12 protein-coding genes are annotated in these 17,870 nt (G+C 73.3%); 4 read left to right on the top strand and 8 right to left on the bottom strand.

Going from position 1 to position 17,870, the window contains the following annotated elements; translation table 11 throughout:
- Positions 1–124: 124 nt before the first annotated feature.
- The 8 genes from BCD49_RS03200 to BCD49_RS03160 all read right to left on the bottom strand — a co-directional run bounded on the left by BCD49_RS03200 (position 125) and on the right by BCD49_RS03160 (position 9,705).
- Complete coding sequence (locus BCD49_RS03200) at positions 125–1,198, bottom strand: sugar phosphate nucleotidyltransferase (protein ID WP_035924174.1); 1,074 nt, start codon at positions 1,196–1,198, stop codon at positions 125–127.
- A gap of 288 nt (positions 1,199–1,486) precedes the next feature.
- Entirely contained in the window at positions 1,487–2,419 is a 933-nt protein-coding gene (locus BCD49_RS03195) for a glycosyltransferase (protein WP_071041083.1), read from the bottom strand.
- 143 nt (positions 2,420–2,562) lie between these two features.
- A complete protein-coding gene (locus BCD49_RS03190; RefSeq protein WP_007518587.1) occupies positions 2,563–3,693 on the bottom strand; it encodes a glycosyltransferase family 4 protein in 1,131 nt (376 codons plus the stop codon).
- Between the two features lie 177 nt (positions 3,694–3,870).
- On the bottom strand, positions 3,871–5,112 hold the full coding sequence (locus tag BCD49_RS03185) for a glycosyltransferase family 4 protein (protein ID WP_007518586.1): 1,242 nt from the start codon (positions 5,110–5,112) through the stop codon (positions 3,871–3,873).
- Positions 5,113–5,558: 446 nt separating this feature from the next.
- Positions 5,559–6,269, bottom strand: coding sequence for a class I SAM-dependent methyltransferase (locus BCD49_RS03175; protein ID WP_071041082.1), 711 nt, complete (start codon positions 6,267–6,269; stop codon positions 5,559–5,561).
- 111 nt (positions 6,270–6,380) lie between these two features.
- Entirely contained in the window at positions 6,381–7,349 is a 969-nt protein-coding gene (locus BCD49_RS03170) for a class I SAM-dependent methyltransferase (RefSeq protein ID WP_083401206.1), read from the bottom strand.
- A gap of 57 nt (positions 7,350–7,406) precedes the next feature.
- Entirely contained in the window at positions 7,407–8,738 is a 1,332-nt protein-coding gene (locus BCD49_RS03165; RefSeq protein WP_071041081.1) for a glycosyltransferase family 4 protein, read from the bottom strand.
- On the bottom strand, positions 8,725–9,705 hold the full coding sequence (locus BCD49_RS03160) for a glycosyltransferase family 2 protein (RefSeq protein WP_007518580.1): 981 nt from the start codon (positions 9,703–9,705) through the stop codon (positions 8,725–8,727). The genes BCD49_RS03165 and BCD49_RS03160 overlap by 14 nt, the downstream gene beginning before the upstream one ends.
- Positions 9,706–9,998: 293 nt before the next feature.
- On the opposite strand from BCD49_RS03160, the gene BCD49_RS03155 reads away from it, so the two are divergent.
- The 4 genes from BCD49_RS03155 to BCD49_RS03140 all read left to right on the top strand — a co-directional run bounded on the left by BCD49_RS03155 (position 9,999) and on the right by BCD49_RS03140 (position 17,866).
- The gene (locus BCD49_RS03155; protein WP_007518578.1) at positions 9,999–10,673 is read left to right on the top strand and encodes an acyltransferase; all 675 of its coding nucleotides are present in this window, start codon (positions 9,999–10,001) and stop codon (positions 10,671–10,673) included.
- 135 nt (positions 10,674–10,808) lie between these two features.
- A complete protein-coding gene (locus BCD49_RS03150; RefSeq protein ID WP_007518576.1) occupies positions 10,809–12,953 on the top strand; it encodes an ArnT family glycosyltransferase in 2,145 nt (714 codons plus the stop codon).
- 249 nt (positions 12,954–13,202) lie between these two features.
- Positions 13,203–15,848, top strand: a complete 2,646-nt coding sequence (locus BCD49_RS03145) for a WD40 repeat domain-containing serine/threonine protein kinase (RefSeq protein ID WP_442960460.1) — start codon at positions 13,203–13,205, stop codon at positions 15,846–15,848.
- 536 nt (positions 15,849–16,384) lie between these two features.
- The gene (locus tag BCD49_RS03140) at positions 16,385–17,866 is read left to right on the top strand and encodes an HNH endonuclease signature motif containing protein (protein WP_007517752.1); all 1,482 of its coding nucleotides are present in this window, start codon (positions 16,385–16,387) and stop codon (positions 17,864–17,866) included.
- Positions 17,867–17,870 lie beyond the last annotated feature (4 nt).

Genomic DNA, 17,870 nt, shown 5'->3' with positions numbered 1-17,870 from the left:
TAGACCAAAGTCCACGCGATGATGGCGGAGCCTCGCGTGGACGGAGGCCGCCAGGACACGGCACAGACCCCGCGTGCCGCGGCGGTGACGGACGCTGAGCGCTCGCCAACCGCCACGGGCGGCCTTAGCCCTGGTCGGAGCTGAAGCGGACGCAGCCGGACGGCAGGACGCTGCCGGGGAAGACCCGCACGCCGGCGCGCAGCTCGTTACCCGCCTCGATGCGGGCGCCGTCGCCGACGACGACGCCGTCCAGCACGACGCCATCGCAGACCACCGCGTCCCGGCCGACCACCGAGTCGCGGACCATGGCCCCGGCGCCGACGGTAGCGCCGTCGAAGAGCACCGCGCCGTCCACCGTCGCACCGCTGCCCACCACGGCGCCCGCGCCGATGGTGGCGCCGCCGAGCAGCTTCGCGTCGGCGGCGACGGTCGCCCCGCCGAGCACCAGAGACTCGCCGACCGCCCCGGGCAGGGCGGAGGACGCGATCCGGCCCTGCACCAGGTCACGGGAGCCGCGCACGAAGGCGGCCGGGGTGCCCAGGTCCAGCCAGTAGGTGCTGTCCGGGTAGGCCGCGATCGGCACGCCGGCCGCCAGCAGGCCGGGGAACGTCTCCCGCTCGACCGACACCGGCCGCCCGGCGGGGATGTCGTCGATCACCGAGCGCCGGAACACGTAGCAGCCGGCGTTGATCAGGTTGGTCGGCGGGTCGGGGGTCTTCTCCAGGAACTCCGTCACCCGGCCGTGCTCGTCGGTCGGCACGACGCCGAACGCGCGCGGGTCCTCGACCTCGGTGAGGTGCAGGGTGACCGCGGCGCCACTGTCGGTGTGCCGGGCGATGAGCGCCTGGATGTCGAGGCCGGACAGGATGTCACCGTTGAAGATGACCACCGGGTCGCCCGGGGCGGAGCGCAGAAGACCGGCCACGTTGCGGATCGCGCCGCCGGTGCCCAGCGGCTCGGTCTCGGTCACGTACGCCAGCTCCAGGCCGTGCGCCGAGCCGTCGCCGAAGTACTCCTCGAAGACCTCGGCCTTGTACGACGTGGCAAGCACAACACGGTCGATCCCGGCGTCGCGCGCGCGGGCGAGCATGTGCGCGGTGACGGGCACCCCGGCGACCGGAAGCATCGGCTTGGGGGCGGACATCGTCAACGGCCGAAGCCGGGTGCCCTTGCCCCCCACCAGCATCACTGCGTCCATGTCCGTCAGTTTTCCAGACGCCCAGCAGGGAGATGCTGCCACCCGTCCAAGAGGAGCCGATCGCCCCCAAAACGAAACCTGGTAGCCGTAGGAGGTTCATCGGCCACAGCATGAACTCGCGCACCGAAATATCGTTGCCCTACGAATTTTACCGACCACGCTGAGGCAACGGCGCGGAGATCATCCGAACCGGAGGCCGCGCTCGATCGAACTCGGCTGGCAGGACCTGGCCAAACCGTCAAGAAACCGACCGCACAGCCATCCCGGACCRCACAGCCATCCCGGGCCTCACGGCCCGGCCGGGCGCGCGCCGTCCGGCTCGCCGGTGGTGAGCAGTTCGGCGGAACGGGTGGCGCGGGCGCCGGCGCTGTCCTTGGCGAACGCCAGTGCGAGCAGGAGCCGAGCGCCCAGGCCAGCCGTGAGCAGCACCCGCAGCGGCAGGTACGCCGGCCCGGCGTACTGGCGGCACAGGTAGCGCACCATGCTGCGGTGGTGGGCGACGACCATCCGCCGCGACGTGCGCTTCGTGGAGTGGCCGCCCAGGTGCTCGACGACCGCGCTCGGCACGTAGACGCAACTCCAGTCGGCCAGCCCCAGCCTGCGGTCGAGGTCGACGTCCTCCATGAACATGAAGTACGACTCGTCGAAGCCGGCGACCGCCTCGAACGCCTCCCGGCGCAGYAGCTGGACCGAGCCGGACAGCCAGCCGGTGGTCATCTCCTCCGGCGCGCCGCGCTCACGCCGGTAGGACGCCGTCCACGGGTTCGTCGGCCAGAACCAGCCGAACAGCGCGTGCCCGGCGCCCCGGCCGAGCGAGGGCAGGGCGCGGGCGGACGGGTAGAGCGCGCCGTCCGGGGTGACGATGCCCGGGCCGAACGAGCCGCCGCGCGGCCAGCGCGCGGCGGCGTCGACCAGTTCGTCCAGCGAGCCCGGGGTGAAGGCGATGTCGGCGTTGGAGACGAYGATCCAGCTCCCGCGGGCGCCGGCCGCGCCGCGGTTGGCGGCGGCACCGTAGCCGAGGTTGCGCCCCGGCCGGACGAGGCGCGCCTCGGGCCGCCGGGCGGCCGCGGCGGTGGCCGCGTCCAGCTCGGGCGAGTTGTCGACGATGACGACCTCGTAGCTGCGCGCCGTCGCCTTGGCCAGCGTGTCCAGGAAGCTCCCGATGACCTCACCGGACCGGAAGGTCACGACGACAACCCGGATCTCCGGCTCAACACTCACCAACAAGCCTCTTCCTGCTCTGCCCACCCCGTCCCAAAGACGGTAACGCGCCCGGCCCATCCACCTGCTGGCTGGGTCAGGCGCCCCGTCCTGGGCCACGGCGACCAGGCCTCGGCGACCGACCGGGCCTGGGCGAACCGACCCTATGCCTCGGCGACGGCGCGGGCGTAGCTGGCCAGGTGGGCGTCGGCGCTGGCCGCCCAGGTGAACTCGCGGGCGCGGGCGAGGCCCGCGACGGCGAGCTGGGCCCGCCGGTCGGCGTCGTCGAGCAGCGACCCGAGCTCACGGGCGATCGAGTCGACGTCCGGCTGGGTGTAGGCGACGGCGTCGCCGCCGACCTCCGGCAGCGAGAGCCGGGGGGTGGTGAGCACCGGGGCGCCGCAGGCCATCGCCTCCAGCACCGGCAGGCCGAACCCCTCGCCGTGCGACGGGTAGGCGACCAGCTCCGAGCCGCCCAGGTAGCCCGGCAGGTCGGAGAAGCGCAGGTAGCCGGGCCGCAGCACGCGCAGGTGGCTCGGCACGGCGGCGATGGCGGCGTCCACCTCGTCGTCCCAGCCGGAGCCGCCCGCGAGCACCAGGGCCGGCGGCTCGTCACGCCAGTGCACCGCCTCGGCCCAGGCACGGATGAGGTTGGGCACGTTCTTGCGGGGTTCGAGCATGCCCAGGAAGGCGACGTAGCGGCGGCCGCCGAGGCCGAGGCGCATCCGGACGCGGCTCTTGTCCTCGTCCGTCGGCGGGTGGAAGGTCGCCGTGTCGACGCCGTGGTATGCGACGTCGGTCGTGGTCGACTCACCGTCGAGGACGCGGACCAGCTCGTCGCGGGTGGCCTTGGACGGCACGATGATCCGGTCGGCCTTGCGCACCGCGGTGCGCATCGCCGAGCGGAAGAACGTCCCCTTGACGGCGGTGTGCATCTCCGGCTCGGTGAAGAACGTGACGTCGTGGATCGTCACGCACACCGGCCGCTGCGCGCGCAGCGGCATCGTGTAGTGCGGCGAGTGGATCACATCCGCGGCGACCTGCTCGGCCACCAGCGGTAGGCCGGTCTGTTCCCAGGCGAGCCGAGCGGGCCGGTGCGCGATCGCGGCCGGCCCGGACAGAACGGTGGCGTCCGGCGCCAACCGGCTGTATCTTTCTTCGTCCGACCGTTGGCACACCAGCGCCAGATCGGCGCCGGCCGCGCCAAGAGCCGCCACCAGCCCATCGACATAGCGCCCGACGCCGCCACGGTCCGCTGGGACCGAGGTGGCGTCGACGAGCACCCGGGGTCCCACGGCGCTCCTTCCACCGAGACGTGCTGCCTGTCTCTCGTCTGTCCGAATCGGGTCAGGCCTGTGGGGAGCGCGCAGCACCTTGTCGCGCCCCATAGGCCCGCATCTATGGCCGTCCGCTCCGCCCACGCCGGGGAACGTCCCCCGAATTTTTGGACGGTGCATGCGACCGGGGCAACACTACGCCCGCCCGTCATCGGCGACGGACATGGCCGGGGAACCATTGACTCGACGGTAGAGCGCCCAGCACGCGCGCGCTGCCTCAATCCAGCTAAAGTGCTGCGCCCGTTCATGCCCAAGGCGCGACAACCGGGCGCGCAGCGCCGCATCGCCGGCGATCCGGATCACGGCGGCGGCGATCGCCTGCGGGTCGTCCACCGGCACGACCGTCCCCGCCGGGCCCGCGACCTCGACAAGCGCGGGCACGTCCGAGACGACGACCGGCACCCCGTGCGCCATCGCCTCGACGACGGGCAGACCAAAGCCCTCCGAACGCGACGGAACGACCAGAATCGTCGCGCGCGACAGCACCACCGCGAGGTCGGCGTCGTCGATCCGGCCAAGCGAGCGGAACCGCCCGATCGGCACGCCGAGCTTCTTCGCCTCCACATCGATGTCCAGCCCGCCCCAGCCCGGCTGGCCGACGTGCAACAGCGGCAGCTGGACTGCGGGGCCGGTGAGCATTCCCAGGGCCGCCAGCGCCACTTCCAGCCCCTTGCGCGGCTCCAGGGTGGCCAACGTCAGCAGGTAGCCGCTGGGCGGCAGGCCGAGCCGGCGGGCCCGCGCGTCGGCGTCCGGGCCGACGCGCAGCACGGCCTCGGCGATGCCCTCGCCGACGACGTGCAGCCGTTCCTCGGGCACCCGCAGGAAGGAGCGCAGGTCCTCGGCGACGGCGAGCGTGGGGACGACGATCGCGTCGGCGGTGCGAGCGGCGCGCTCCCCCATCTCCTGGTGCCAGCGGGCGCCGTGCGGAGTGAGCGTGCGGGGGTGGGTCCACGGGACGGCGTCGTGGATCGTGACCACCAGCGCCGTGCCCTTCCGCCGAGGCGGGAGCAGCAGCGTCGGGGCGTGCACGACGTCGACGCCGGTCGGTGCCGGCCCGACGCCGCGCGCCCAGGCGGCCGCGAGCGCCCTGCGCCCCGCTGGAAGCCGTAGCGGGCCGAGCACCCCGGGGATGGCCGCGTCGGCCGTCGGCGCCTGCCCGCCCGGGAGCCGGCCGCCGGTCAGCCTGCTGGCGGCGGCGCCGCCGAGGCGCGTGAGGCGAGCCGTCGGACGATGTTCGGGGCGCAACGCGCACCAGCTGGTGACGCCGTCACCCGGCGCGGCGGTGCGGGCCAGGGCGGCGACGAGCTCGGCCGTGTAGCGGCCGGTGCCGCCCGGCACCGGCGCGAACAGCTGCTCGACCAGGAAACCCACCCGCACGGGCCCGGCCCCTCTCAGCGACGCCCGGAGCGGCCCGGCCGACCGGATCCGCCCGGCCGACTGGACCCGCCGGAACGTCCGGAGGACCGCCCGGAACCACCTGAGCCACCGGAACCGCCTGAGCCACCGCCCCGGCCGGTGCCGGCCGGGCGGCGCGCGGCCGGCTGGCGGCGGGCGTCAGCCTGTCGGCCGGGGCCGCCGGGGCCGCCTGGCCCCGCCGTCCCCTCGGGGTGACGGGAGGCGTTCACCCCGGCACCGACCATCACCGCGCAGGCGAGCGCGCCGGCGACGTAGCCCCACGTTCGGTGGTCGAACAGCGCGAACAGGGCGCCCATACCAAAGATCATCAAGCCGAACAGGCCAACGGTGAGCAGGACGGCCAGTGCCCGCTGCGCCTTCACCGGCGGCCGGCCGCGATGGTCGCCGGGTGTCTCGCCATCCCGCGCTCAGCCACGGCGACGGGCATGGGTCAGGACCACGCTGCCGCCGTCGTCGGGGGTGCGCCGGTCGTCCAGCGCTACCAGCGGGGACAGCGGAGCTGCGGCGTTCCAGCCGGCCCGGCCGCCCTTGCTCGACAGCGTCAGGTAGAACCGCTCGGCGCGCTCCGACCGGAACATGTGCGTCTGCTCGACGACGTCCAGGCCGGCGGCGTCCAGCAGCTTGGTCAGCACGTCCGCGGGATAGGTGTGCTTGACGTGGTAACGCTGCCGGTGCCGCGCGAGCATCGCCGGCCAGCGTTCGGCCCTGGTCAGCGCGTCGGCGGACATCACCAGGTCGCCACCGGGGCGCAGCACGCGCGCCATCTCGGCCAGCGCGGCCGCGCCGTCGTCGAAGTGCTCGATCGCGCAGACGGACATGACGACGTCGAAGGAGCCGTCCGCGAACGGCAGCGCGAGCGCGTCGCCMTCGATCAGCCCCGGATGGCCGCGCAGCCGCCCGCCGAACTCCAGCTTGTGCCGCGCGAGGTCCAGGCAGACGGCGCGCGCGCCGCGGCGGATGGCCTGGCCGGCCCAGTAGCCGTCCCCGCCGGCGACGTCGAGCAGGGTGCGCCCGCGCAGGTCGCCCGCCCAGCGAAGCAGGGTGGAAACCTCCCGGCGGCGCATCACGTGCACCTGGTGCCCGAAGTACGCCAAGGCGTCGTCGCGCAGCGAGTTCATGCCCTCCAGTCTGCCCTTTGCCACCACGGGCGCACGTGTCGGGTGCTTCCGGCGAGTCCGCCGTTCGCCGACCTGCGCCGAAGAGGCGGCAGCCCAGGGAGCCCCGAAAGCCTAGGAGACCCCGAACGTTCGGGACAGGCGGGAGGCGTCGAYCGGGCGCGGCGGAATGGGCAGCGGGCCGCCGGCGGGGTGCCGCGGGCCGGGCGTGGCGACCCACAGGTAGGTCGGGGCGAGCGGCAGCGCGGCGCGCGCGAGCCAGGCGCGCGCGGTCACCGGCAACTGGTCCACCACCTTGCCGCGCAGGGGCAGTCGGCGCAGCGGGCCCGGAAGGCGCGGCACGTCGGCCTCGGCGTGGAAGTGGTCGGGGGCGAACAGCACCGGGACCGTGTAGTCCCAGGCGCGCAGGCCGGCGGTGGCGAGCATCCGGCGCAGGCCGGCGCGGGTGCGGTAGCGCTCGTAGTAGTGCTCACCGCGGCCGGCGGCCCGCAGGTAGCTGTCGGCGAGCCCCCGGGGCAGCCAGGACAGCAGCGGCAGGCGGTGGTGCGGCTCCATGATGCCGAGCCTGTTGCCGAGGCCGAGGTAGGCGATGCCGTCCGGCGCGAGCACGCGACGCACCTCCGCCGCGAGCACGTCGGCGTCGACGACGTGCTCGTAGATGTGGTTCATGACGACGACGTCGAAGGAGCCGGTCGCCAGCGGCAGGGAGAGCCCGTCGGCCTGGACGAACCAGGCGCGCCTGGCGAACCGCGCCCTGGCGCGGCGCAGGCCGGCGACGTCGATGTCGACGCCGGTCACGTCGGCGCCGGCGGCGGCGAGCTCGTCGCAGATGAAGCCGGCGGAGCAGCCGACGTCGAGCACCCGCAGCCCGGCGAGTGCCCGTGGCCCGGCCTGGTCGCGGCCGAGGAAGTGGGCCAGCACCGCGATGAGCTTGCGAGCCTTGCGGCGGCGGGTGAACTCGTCGAGCGAGCGGGGCTCGATCTCGGAGTAGCGCAGCTGGCGCCCACGCGCCTCGGCGGGACGCGTCCTGGTTCGGCGGGGTCTGGTCTGACGTATCGGCGCAGTGCGTGTCGTCGCTCTCACAGTGCGTGAGAGTACGGACAGCTTCCTAACGCTTACCTATTGTGCTCTTTACCCTGGCTACCCTCGCTCGGATCGCTCGACCTCGACCTCGACCTCGGCCTCGACCGCGTCCGCCAGGACGTCCAGGTAGCGCTCCCAGCCGCCGGCGGTGTCCGGCGGGCGCACCTTGGCGGCCAGCGCCGCGAGCACCCCGGGCTCATAGAGGCGGCGCAGCGCCACGGCCAGTGCCCCGGGGTCCTCCGGCGGGACCAGCAGGCCGTCCACCCCGTCGGCGACGGCCGCCGGCAGGGTGCCGACCGAGGTCGCGACGACCGGCAGGCCATGCAGGTGCGCGAGGTCGACGTTCTGCGACGCGGTACCGGCCCGGTAGGGCAGCACCAGCGCGTCGGCGGCGTCGAACAGCGCGGGCACGTCGGCCGCGTCGACGTACCCGGGGCGCAACTCGACCCGGTCGGTGAGCCCCAGCTCGGCGATGAGCGCCCTGGTCTCGTCCGTCCCGCCCCAGAACTCGCCCGCGACCGTGAGCGCGATGTCCGGCGGCCCGGACGCGAGGGCCCGCAGCAGCACGTCGAGCCCCTTGTAGGGACGCACCAGCCCAAAGAACAGCAGCCGCCGCCGCGGCACCCGGCCACCGGAGGCGGCGGAGGCGGCGGAGGCGGCGGGGGCGGCGGGGGTCGCGGGGGCGGCGGGGGTCGCGGCGGCGCCCACCGTCCCGGCGGCGTGCTGGTGCACCCGGCGGGTCGGCGTGGCCCACAGGTGGGGAGCCATCGCGGCGACGCGCACGGGTGCGCCGGTCAGGGCGGCGGCGCGGGTCGCCTCGGCGTCGGTGTGGACGAGGACGGCGTCCGCGCGGCGCAACACGGCCCTGATCAGCGGCTCGTCGACCGGCCGGCGCTCATGCGGCAGCACGTTGTGACAGAGCGCGAGCACCGCCGGCCCGGCCGGCGCGCCAGCGCGGCGGCGCCCGCCCAGGCGGGCGCGCGTGCCGGCTTGGGTGCCGGTCCGCGACCGCGACAGGGACCGGCCCAGGCCGGAGAGGATGCCCAGATAGGCGGGGGCCTGGATCGGGGTGACCACGACGACGATGACCACGTCGGCGGTGGCGCGCAGCCGCCGGCCGAGCCGCACCCAGCCATCCGGCCGCCGCCACGACAACGGGTAGCCGGTGGCCGGGAACGGCTCCATCTCGGGCGCGTCGACGCGCTRCTGCCCGGGGTAGAGCCGGGCCGGGTACTGATCACACCACGACTCGATCCGCACGTCGTGGCCCCGCACGGCCAGCCGGTGGGCGAGCTCCGTGGTGTGCTGCGCGATCCCGCCCTTGTACGGGTGGGTCGGCCCGACGATCGTGACGCGCCGACGGCGGCCTACGGGCTCAGGAGCTGCCACGGGAGCGGGCCACCAGGTCGCCGATCAACGCGAGCGCCGCGATCTGGAAGCCGACCAGGATCGCCAGCATCGTCGACGTCGTGACGTGGAAGTTGTACCGGATGACGTCGTAGATCAGCTTCACGAAGCCAAGACCCATGATCCACAGTGCCACCGGCATGAGGACCTTGATCGGGTCGAAGTACATGACCATCCGCAGGACCTGCAGGATGTAGCGGCGCGCGTCCCGGAACGGGTGGAACTTCGACTTCCCGGACCGCTTCGCGTAGTCGATCGGGATGTAGTCCACCGGGTGCTGGTTGGACAGGAACGCCATCGTGATCGTGGTGACGCAGGAGAAGCCGGGAGGCAGCAGCCGCAGGTACGGCAGCGACACCTCGCGGCGGAACGCGCGCAGGCCCGAGTTCAGGTCGGGGATCTTCATGCCGGACAGCCGCTGCGCGACCATGCGGATGAACCACTTCGCCGGCACCCGGGCCCACTTGTGGGTGCCCTCCTCGGTGAGCCGGGCCCCGACGACCTGGTCGACGTCCTGGTGGTCGTCGAGGTACTTGATGAACTCGGGGATCCGCTCGTTCGGGTAGGTCATGTCGGCGTCGGTCCACACGACGATCTGGCCGCGGGCGTCGCGCGTGCCGATCCGGCGCGCGGTGCCGGAGCCGCCGTTACGGCGGAACGGCATCAGCCGCATCTTCGGGTACCGGGACGCCACCTCGTACAGCACCGCGAGGGTGCTGTCGGTCGACTTGTCGTCGATCACCAGCAGCTCGTAGCTGTAGCGGCTGGCGTCCATCGCCCTGGTGATCCGCTCGAGCTCCATGACGACGTGGTCCTGCTCGTTGTAACAAGGCAGGACGATCGTCACGTACGGCGCGTCTCGCTGGGCCGAGAACCGTTCGTCTTCGCCGGGCGCGGTGAGCATGGACGCGTCCGGTGGGTGGGGCTGGCGGATGGCGCTGACACTCACGTCGGTCTGACTCCCGGTCGCGTGCGGAACTTGAGCGGCCTCGGCCACCGGACCCGCGGGCGGACATGGTCACGCCGCCGGTGGCTGTTGCGCTCTTCAGGGTGACACGGTGTGGCGCAAGCTCAGACGGTGGGCGGCCTGTGGACACGTTATGTGACGAGCTGCGCGCCTCCGTCGTCAGGCTCCGCGCACGCCCCGCCTGGTGCCGGATCGGTGACGACGGCCGCCGCGCGGCCAGGCCGGTGTGGCCCCGGTGCGGATGGACCCGGCGGCGGCGCCTAGTCTGATATGCCGTGGGTGCGTTCAGGAGCGATCTTCGCGAGTACGTCCGGCATGTCCGTGCCCTGCACGCGGGCCGGGAGACGTCGGCGCTGGCGTTCGTCGCCGGGCTGCGTTACCCGCTGGCCTACGGCAAGCCGATCTGGACGGGCTCGCGCACGATCATCGAGGGCCACGAGCGTTTCGAGTTCAGCCCGGGCGGGGTGATGCGGGTCGGGCTCGGCTCGTTCGGCCTCTCCACCAGGCACGACTCGTCCGTCGTGCGGGTGCATCCCGAGGGCCGGCTGCGCTGCGAGGGCGTCGTCTCGCTGCAGCGCGGTGTGCGGGTGGTCGTCGACTCCGGGTTGCTGCAGCTGGGCCACGGGGTGAACATCAACGGCTTCGCGAACATCCTCGTCCGCGACCGGGTCTCCATCGGCGAGCACTGCACGATCTCGTGGAACACCCAGATCATGGACAACGACTTCCACCCGATCGTCATCGACGGCGTGCAGCAGCCACAGAGCGCGCCGGTCGTGATCGAGGACCACGTCTGGATCGGCACCGGTGCGATCGTGCTGAAGGGCGTGACCATCGGCGAGGGCGCGATCGTCGCCGCCGGAGCCGTGGTGACCCGGGACGTCCCGGCCAAGGCGATCGTCGCCGGCTCGCCCGCGAAGGTCGTCGGTACCGCCGACGCTTGGTCCTAAGCACGCCCGCGGTCCTAAGCACGCCCGCGGACCGACTCCGCGCTTGAATTGGGCCAATCATGTACATCCAGCGCTGGCGGCGCACGGTTGAACCCCTACGATGACAGGCGTCCATCGCCCGGGGGGTCTTTCACTGTGCCCACTGTTGTGGAAGGCCGGCGTACGGCTGTCGCCGACGCCCGCCAGTTGCTGCCGCCCGAGGTGCGGTTCCGCCCCTGGCGGGTGCTGCGCTCCGCGCCGGCGCCCGTCTGGCTGATCACCGCCGCGTTCGCCCTGCTGCTGGGCACCTGGTCGGTGCTGGTGCCGCAGTACCACGCGCCGGACGAGCCGCACCATGTCGACGCCGTCATGCGGCTGGCCGAGGGCAAGGGCTGGCCGCCCGTGGGGCACGCCCTCGTCTCGCCCGAGACGGTCGGCTCGATCGCCACCGCGCCATACGGTGCCCGGGACAAGCCGCGCGAGCTCGCCGTCGGGCCGTTCACGGCGGCCGACGCGCCCGCGCGCACGGACCGGCCCGAGTGGGGAGAGCTGGCCAGGGCCGGTCAGCCGGCACCCGACGTGCAGCAGATGATGCAGCACCCGCCGCTCTACTACCTCGCCGGCGCGGCGCTGGTGAAGCTGCCGCCGGGCGCGCCGCAGGACCTGCGGTTCGACCTCGTCATCGGCCTGCTGCGCCTGATGAGCGTGCTGATGGTCGCGCCGCTGCCGCTGCTCGCCTGGGCGAGCGCGGACCGGCTCACCGAGAGCCGGGTGGCCGGCCGGGTCGCCGCGCTGGTACCGCTGGCGGTGCCGATGCTCACCCACATCGGCTCGAGCGTGAACAACGACGCCCTGCTGGTGCTCACCGGGGCGCTGGCGACCCTCACGCTGTGCTACGTGCTGCGCGGCGACACCTCGATGCGCACGGCCTGCTGGCTGGGCGCGTTCATCGGCGCCGCCATGCTGTCGAAGTCGTTGGGCGTCGTGTTCGTCCCGATGGCGGTCGTGGCCTACCTGCTGGCCTGGCGGCGCGCCCGCAAGATCCTGACCCGGACAGCCGGTGCCGGCGCTGGTGCTGGTGCTGGCGCTGGTGCTGGTGCCGACACGGCCGGTCCCAGGCCAGGCCCGGACGGCCGTGGCTCCGCCACTGGCGACTTCGGCCCCGGCGCGGGCGGGCTCGCCTCCGGCGGGCTCGGCTCCGGCTCCGGCGGGCTCGGCGCGGGTGTGGGCGGGCGGCGCGGGGCCGCGGACTCCACCCCGTTCCTGCTCGCCGAGGCGGCGACCGGGCCGGCCGTGCCGACAGGCGCCGCCCGCTTCCCGTGGCGACCGCTGCTGGTCGGCTCGGCGGCGGCGGTCGCCTTCGGCGCCTGGTGGTTCGTCGTCAACATCGTCCGCTACCACGCCTTCCAGCCGTCGACGCCCGGGTTCACCCCCGGCAGCAAACTGTCCGGCTGGGGCGAGTACGCCGACGTACTGGTCAACGGCACGATCCTGCGCTGGTGGGGCGACTTCGGCTGGTTCGAGGCGCATGTGCCGGAGCTGGCCGCCCGGATCGGCACCGCGGTGATCGCAGCGCTCATCGCCACCGGGATCGCCCAGGCGCGCGGCGCGGCCCGACGGGTCGACCTGCTGCTCATGGTGTGGCCAACGGCGGGTCTGTTCGCGTTGATGACGCTGCAGTCCGGCCTGCACTTCCACCGGACGTACTACGTCAGCGGCATCTCCGGCCGGTACCTGTTCGCCGGGATCGCGTCGCTCGCCGTGGCGGTCGGCGCGGGGGCCGCCTCGACTGGCAGGTTCTCCCGGTTCGCCCCGCCGCTGACGCTCGCCGCGGCGCTCGCGATGCAGGGCCTGGCCGGCCAGCTGCTGTTCCGCCGCTGGTGGGAGGGGCCGGGCGGCGGCCCCCGCGCCGGCCTCGCCAACCTGCTGGCCTGGTCGCCGTGGCCCAAGCTCGCGGTCGAGATCGTGCTCGGCCTGTGCGCGCTGGCGCTGCTGGCGACCGTCGTCTGGTCGGTGGTCTTCGCGATCCGCCCGGTGCCGCGCGACCCGGGCGAGCGCGACGACCAGGACGGCCGGGGTAGCCGGAGTAGCCAGGGCGGGACGCTCGCGCTCGCGACGGTCGGGGGCGACGGCGACACCACCGGTGTCGACGGTCCGACGGGTGGTCACGACTGGTTCAGCGCCGGCCCGGTCGGTTTGGGCGGTCAGTCCAGGCTCGGTCCCGACCACCCGCCGAGCGAGTCGGAGCAGACGATGTCCATCCCCCGTCGCCCCGGTGCGCATCGCCACCGCCGCGGCTGATCCCGAGGCGAGGCCACAAACAGGAACTACCAACGGCAACGGGATTGTGACGCCACGGCGTCGCGGGTGGGGCCGCAGACTGGGGACCTGTCGGGAGAGGGCTGCCGGCTAGGTCGGGGGTGGTCTGTGCGGCACAACCAGCACCAGGCGCTCGCCTTCCCGCTCGTGCCCGCGAGCCTGCCCGGCCAGCAGGCGCTGGCGGTCGGCTCGCACCACGGACTCACCCTCCCGACCCACCCGACGCATCCGCTGGGCGCCGTCGCCGCCGACCCGCTTTCCGCCGACGACCCCGAGGAGCTGGGTAGCTACCAGCTGATCGGCCGGCTCGGCGAGGGCGGGATGGGAACCGTCTACCTGGGCATCGGCCCCCTCCGTGACGGCCGCCCGACCCCCGGCGACACCGCTCCCGGCGACACCGCGGCTGGAGACGCCACAGCGGCCGGGGCGGCGGCCGGCGGGGCGGCGAAGATCGGGCCGAATGGCATCGAGGGCGACCTGCGCCTGGTCGCGATCAAGATGATTCGGGCCGACCTGGCCCGGCTGCCGGAGTTCCGGGAGCGGTTCCTGCGCGAGGCCGACGTGGCCCGCCGGGTCGCCCGGTTCTGCACCGCGGAGGTGCTCGAGGTCGTCGACCCGCCGGATGGCCCGCCCTACCTGGTCACCGAGTACATCGACGGGCTGACGCTGACCCATGCCGTGCTCGCCGGCGGCCCGCTGCGTACCGGCGACCTGGAACGGCTGGCCGTCAGCGTCGCCGCCGCGCTCACCGCGATCCACGGCGCCGGGCTCGTACACCGCGACCTCAAGCCGTCGAACGTCATCCTCTCGTCGCTCGGCCCGCGTGTCATCGACTTCGGCATCGCCAGGGCGACCGACGCTCACGGCGTGCTCAGCCACGACATCCAGCGGATCGGCACACCGGCGTTCATGGCCCCCGAACAGGCCAACGGCCGGCCGGTGACGGCCGCGGCGGACATCTTCGCCTGGGGCGGCCTGGTCACCTATGCCAGCAGCGGCGTGCTGCCCTTCGGCGACGGCCCGACCCCGGTGCAGCTGTACCGGGTCGTCCACCTCGAGCCGAACCTGGAGGGCCTCGGCCCCGCGCTGCGCCCGATCGTCGAGCACGCGATGCGCAAGGATCCCGCGGAGCGCCCGACCGCCCAGGAGCTCTTCCTGCGCCTGGTCAGCATGGGCCCGCCAACCCACCCTGACCCGGCGGTGAGCCGGGCGATCCGCTCCGGCGCCATCCCCGGCCAGCCGCCGGGCACGGCCACCGGCGCCACCGACCCACCCACGGAAACCGACCCGCCGCTCGCCGCCGGCGGGGCCGCGGCCGCCGGCGGCACCGGCACGCGGGGGCAGGCCGGCGACGCGGCGAGCGGGCCGGCCGGCGCCGGCGGGCACGGTCCCGAGTCGGGAAGTGACGGACCGGCCGGAGCCGAAGCCCGCGGTGGGTATCCTGGGCCGGCCGCGCGGACCTGGCGAGACCGGCTGCGCCACGGCTCCCTGATGATCACGCCGCTGCTCGCACTGATGCTGATCGCCGTCCTGATCCCGGTGGTGCTCGGGCGCTCGCCCGCGCCAAGCCCGACGCCGGCCTCGCTTGCCACCGAGGTCGCCACGTCCGCCGACAAGATCCGTTCCACCGACGCGAAGGTCGCCGACGCGCTGAGCCTCGCCGCCTTCCGGATCAGCCCGGCGCCGGCCGCCCGGGCAAGCCTGCGCACCTCGTTCGCCGGCGCCGCGGCGACCCCGTTGCCCGGCCACACCGCGTCGGTGCTTGGCGTCGCCGTGAGCCTCGACGGCCGGCTCGCCGCCACCGCCTCCGCCGACGGCACCACCCGTCTCTGGGACCTCGCGGCCCTGACCGGCCAGGCCGGGGAAGTGGGCTCCCGGGAAGCCGGCTCCCGGGATCCCGCTTCCCAAGAGGCTCTGCCAGCGGAGCCGGCCGCCCCGGCGGGGACGGCGGGGACGGCGGGGACGGCGACGCCGCCCAGGCCGCTCGCGGTCCTGCGCGGTCACGACGGCTGGGTCACGGCCGCCGCCTTCAGCCCGGACGGGACCCTGCTCGCCACGGCGGGCTATGACCGCACCGTGCTCCTGTGGAACGTGAGCAACCCGGCCAACCCGGTGAGGGTCGCGACGCTGACCGGCCATGAGGGCTACGTGCTGTCCGTCGCCTTCAGCCCGGACGGCGGGCTGCTGGCGACGTCCGGGTACGACGACACCGCGCGGATCTGGGACGTCGCCGACCCGGCACACCCGACACAGCTGAGCGTCCTGACCGGCCATACCGGCTGGGTACGTCAGGTGGCGTTCAGCCCCGACGGCCGGCTGCTGGCGACGGCCAGCACGGACCGCACGGCCCGTCTCTGGGAGATCGGCGACCCGCGCCATCCCCGCCAGCTCGCCACGCTGTCCGGTCACACCGACTACGTGTGGGCGGTGGCGTTCAGCCCCGACGGCCGCCAGCTCGCCACCGCCGGCTACGACGGCGTCGCGCGTCTCTGGGACGTCACCGATCCGGGGCACCCGCGCCCCCTGGAGACGATCAGGGCGGATTCCCACTGGGTGCTCGCGCTGGCCTTCAGCCCCGACGGCCGCACCCTCGCCACCGCCGGCCGTGACGACACGGTCCATCTCTGGGACCTCACCACGAGCGGTCGGCCAGCCCCCGTCGGGCAGCTCTCCGGCCACACCGACTGGATCCAGGACCTGGCCTTCACCCCCGACGGCCGGTCGACCCTCACCGTCGCCGCGGACCACACGGCGCGGCTGACCCCGCTCGATGACGCCACCCTCCTGGCGACCGCCTGCCGCACCGGATCCAACCAGCTCGATGCCGTCCAGTGGCAGCACTACATTCCCACCGCCCCCTACCGTCCCGTCTGCTGACGGCGGCCCCGCAGGCACCGCGCACTAAGCTGGCACGACCRCCGCCGTTCTTTGCTCTATTTATGCACCGACTTTCGGGCCATGGTTCGTCACGGCTTACTTCGACTCGCTTCAGCGCGTCACGGCAGACGGTCAACCATCGACGCGACTACCGCGCCAGCCGAATCGGCCCTAATACTCGACCAGCCGATATTACAGCAAAGCTGGCCTCGATCGTCAAATGAGCGGACCGGGGGTGCATTCTGACTACCCCCTCCATTCAAGCTGGGGAGGGCAGCGGGAATGACCGGTCCGGCACGACTGAACGTACCCGGCCCGCATTCCGAACTGGTTGATTTTTCCCTTCCCCGAGTTATCATGAACACATGTTCGATACGCGTGACGGCCATGCTCCGTCGTCGCCCGACGCACCGGCGGTTTCCACGGATACCGCTCCACCGCGAAAGGGTGTCCGATCCGGGCCCCCCTCCCGGCCCACCGGTTCCAGACCATCCCCGTTCGGCTCCCCGGCCCCACGGCGGTCGTCGCCCCGATCGGTGGCGCGTCCCTCCCGCCCGATCGCCGCCGCCGCCCAGATGCCCGTCCCCGCGGCGGAAGAGCCGGACGCGATGTCTCTGGACGCGGGGTCTGCGATGTCTCTGGACGCGGGGTCTTCTGTCGCGGGGCCCGAAGGTGGACCGTTGAGGTGGCTCGCCCAGGCGGATACCGCCCTGGAGGCCGTACTGGCCGGGCTGGCTGGCTGCGCCGAGAGGGAGGCGTTTGACCTGGTGGCGGGGCTTGTCCGGCTGGCTTCCCGTCTGCAGGGGTTGACGATCCGGGCGCAGGTCCAGCTGGCGAGGCTGCGGCCGGCGCCTCCTGGCTGCGGCGATGAGGACGGTGGGCCCTACTCGGAGTTCCTTGCCGACGAGTTGGCCGCCGAGCTGGGTCAGTCGCCCCGCACCGCTTCCGACCGGCTCGCGCGGGCCTGGGATATCGCCCATCAGGTGCCCGACGCGCTCGACGCGTTGACGTCGGGCCAGCTGGACTACCCCCGGCTACTCGCGCTGCACGACGTCACCCAGGCACTGTCCGGCGGGCAACGAGCCACCGTCGAGACACAGATGCTGGCCGGCAGCCGGTTGAAGTCGCCGTCGCAGTGGCGCCGCAAGCTGCACCGGATGGTCGCTCGGATCGATCCGGACGCCGCCGCGCGGCGGCGCAGGGAAGCCCACGCCCAGCGCGGGGTCACCGTCCGGCCACTCGAAGACGGTATGGGCCTGCTGTCGGCGACGTTGACGGCCCAGGACGCACACGCGATCTTCGAGCGGATCGACCGGATCGCGAAAGCCGATGCCCGTGCCGACGGCGACAGACGGCCGATCGACGCCCGGCGCGCGGACGTTCTCGCGGCGCTGGTGCTGGGTAACCGCCGCGAGCTGGTGAAGGTCGAGATTCAGGTCATCGCCGCCGTCGGCACCCTCGCTGGGCTGGACGACAACCCCGCCGAACTCGTCGGACATGGCCCGATCCCGGCCACGGTCGGCCGGACGCTGGCCGCCGACGCGAACTGGCGCCGTGTCCTGACCGACCCGGAAACCGGCACGGTCCTGGACCTCGGACACCGACGGATCCCGACCCCGGCGCTTGCCCGGCTCATCCGACATCGAGACACCCGATGCGTCTTTCCCGGCTGCGGAATGCCCGCCACCTGCTGCGACATCGATCATACGGTCGCTCACGCCACGGGCGGTCGCACGGCGCTCGACAACCTTGGCCTGCTCTGCCGCCATCACCATTCGGCAAAACATCGAGGTGGCTGGACGTTGGGCCAACCAGAACCAGGAATCTTCATCTGGACCAGTCCAACTTCCCGGATCCACCGGGTCGACACCACCGCGAACGACGAGGAAGGCCTACTCCCTGACGAAGACACCAAGAACTGGACCACCAAACCCGCCGCCCCTTTGGCAAACTCACCGACCCGCCTCAGCGCCAGCGACAAGACTCGAACGCGCAGGGAAGCTCCCTGCCCCTTCTAGCTCC

Origin of the sequence: Pseudofrankia sp. EUN1h (genome assembly GCF_001854645.1) — a bacterium.
GTDB lineage: Bacteria > Actinomycetota > Actinomycetes > Frankiales > Frankiaceae > Pseudofrankia > Pseudofrankia saprophytica.
The sequence above is the reverse complement of the archived record's forward strand: the minus strand, read 5'-3'. Positions and strand labels throughout refer to the sequence as shown.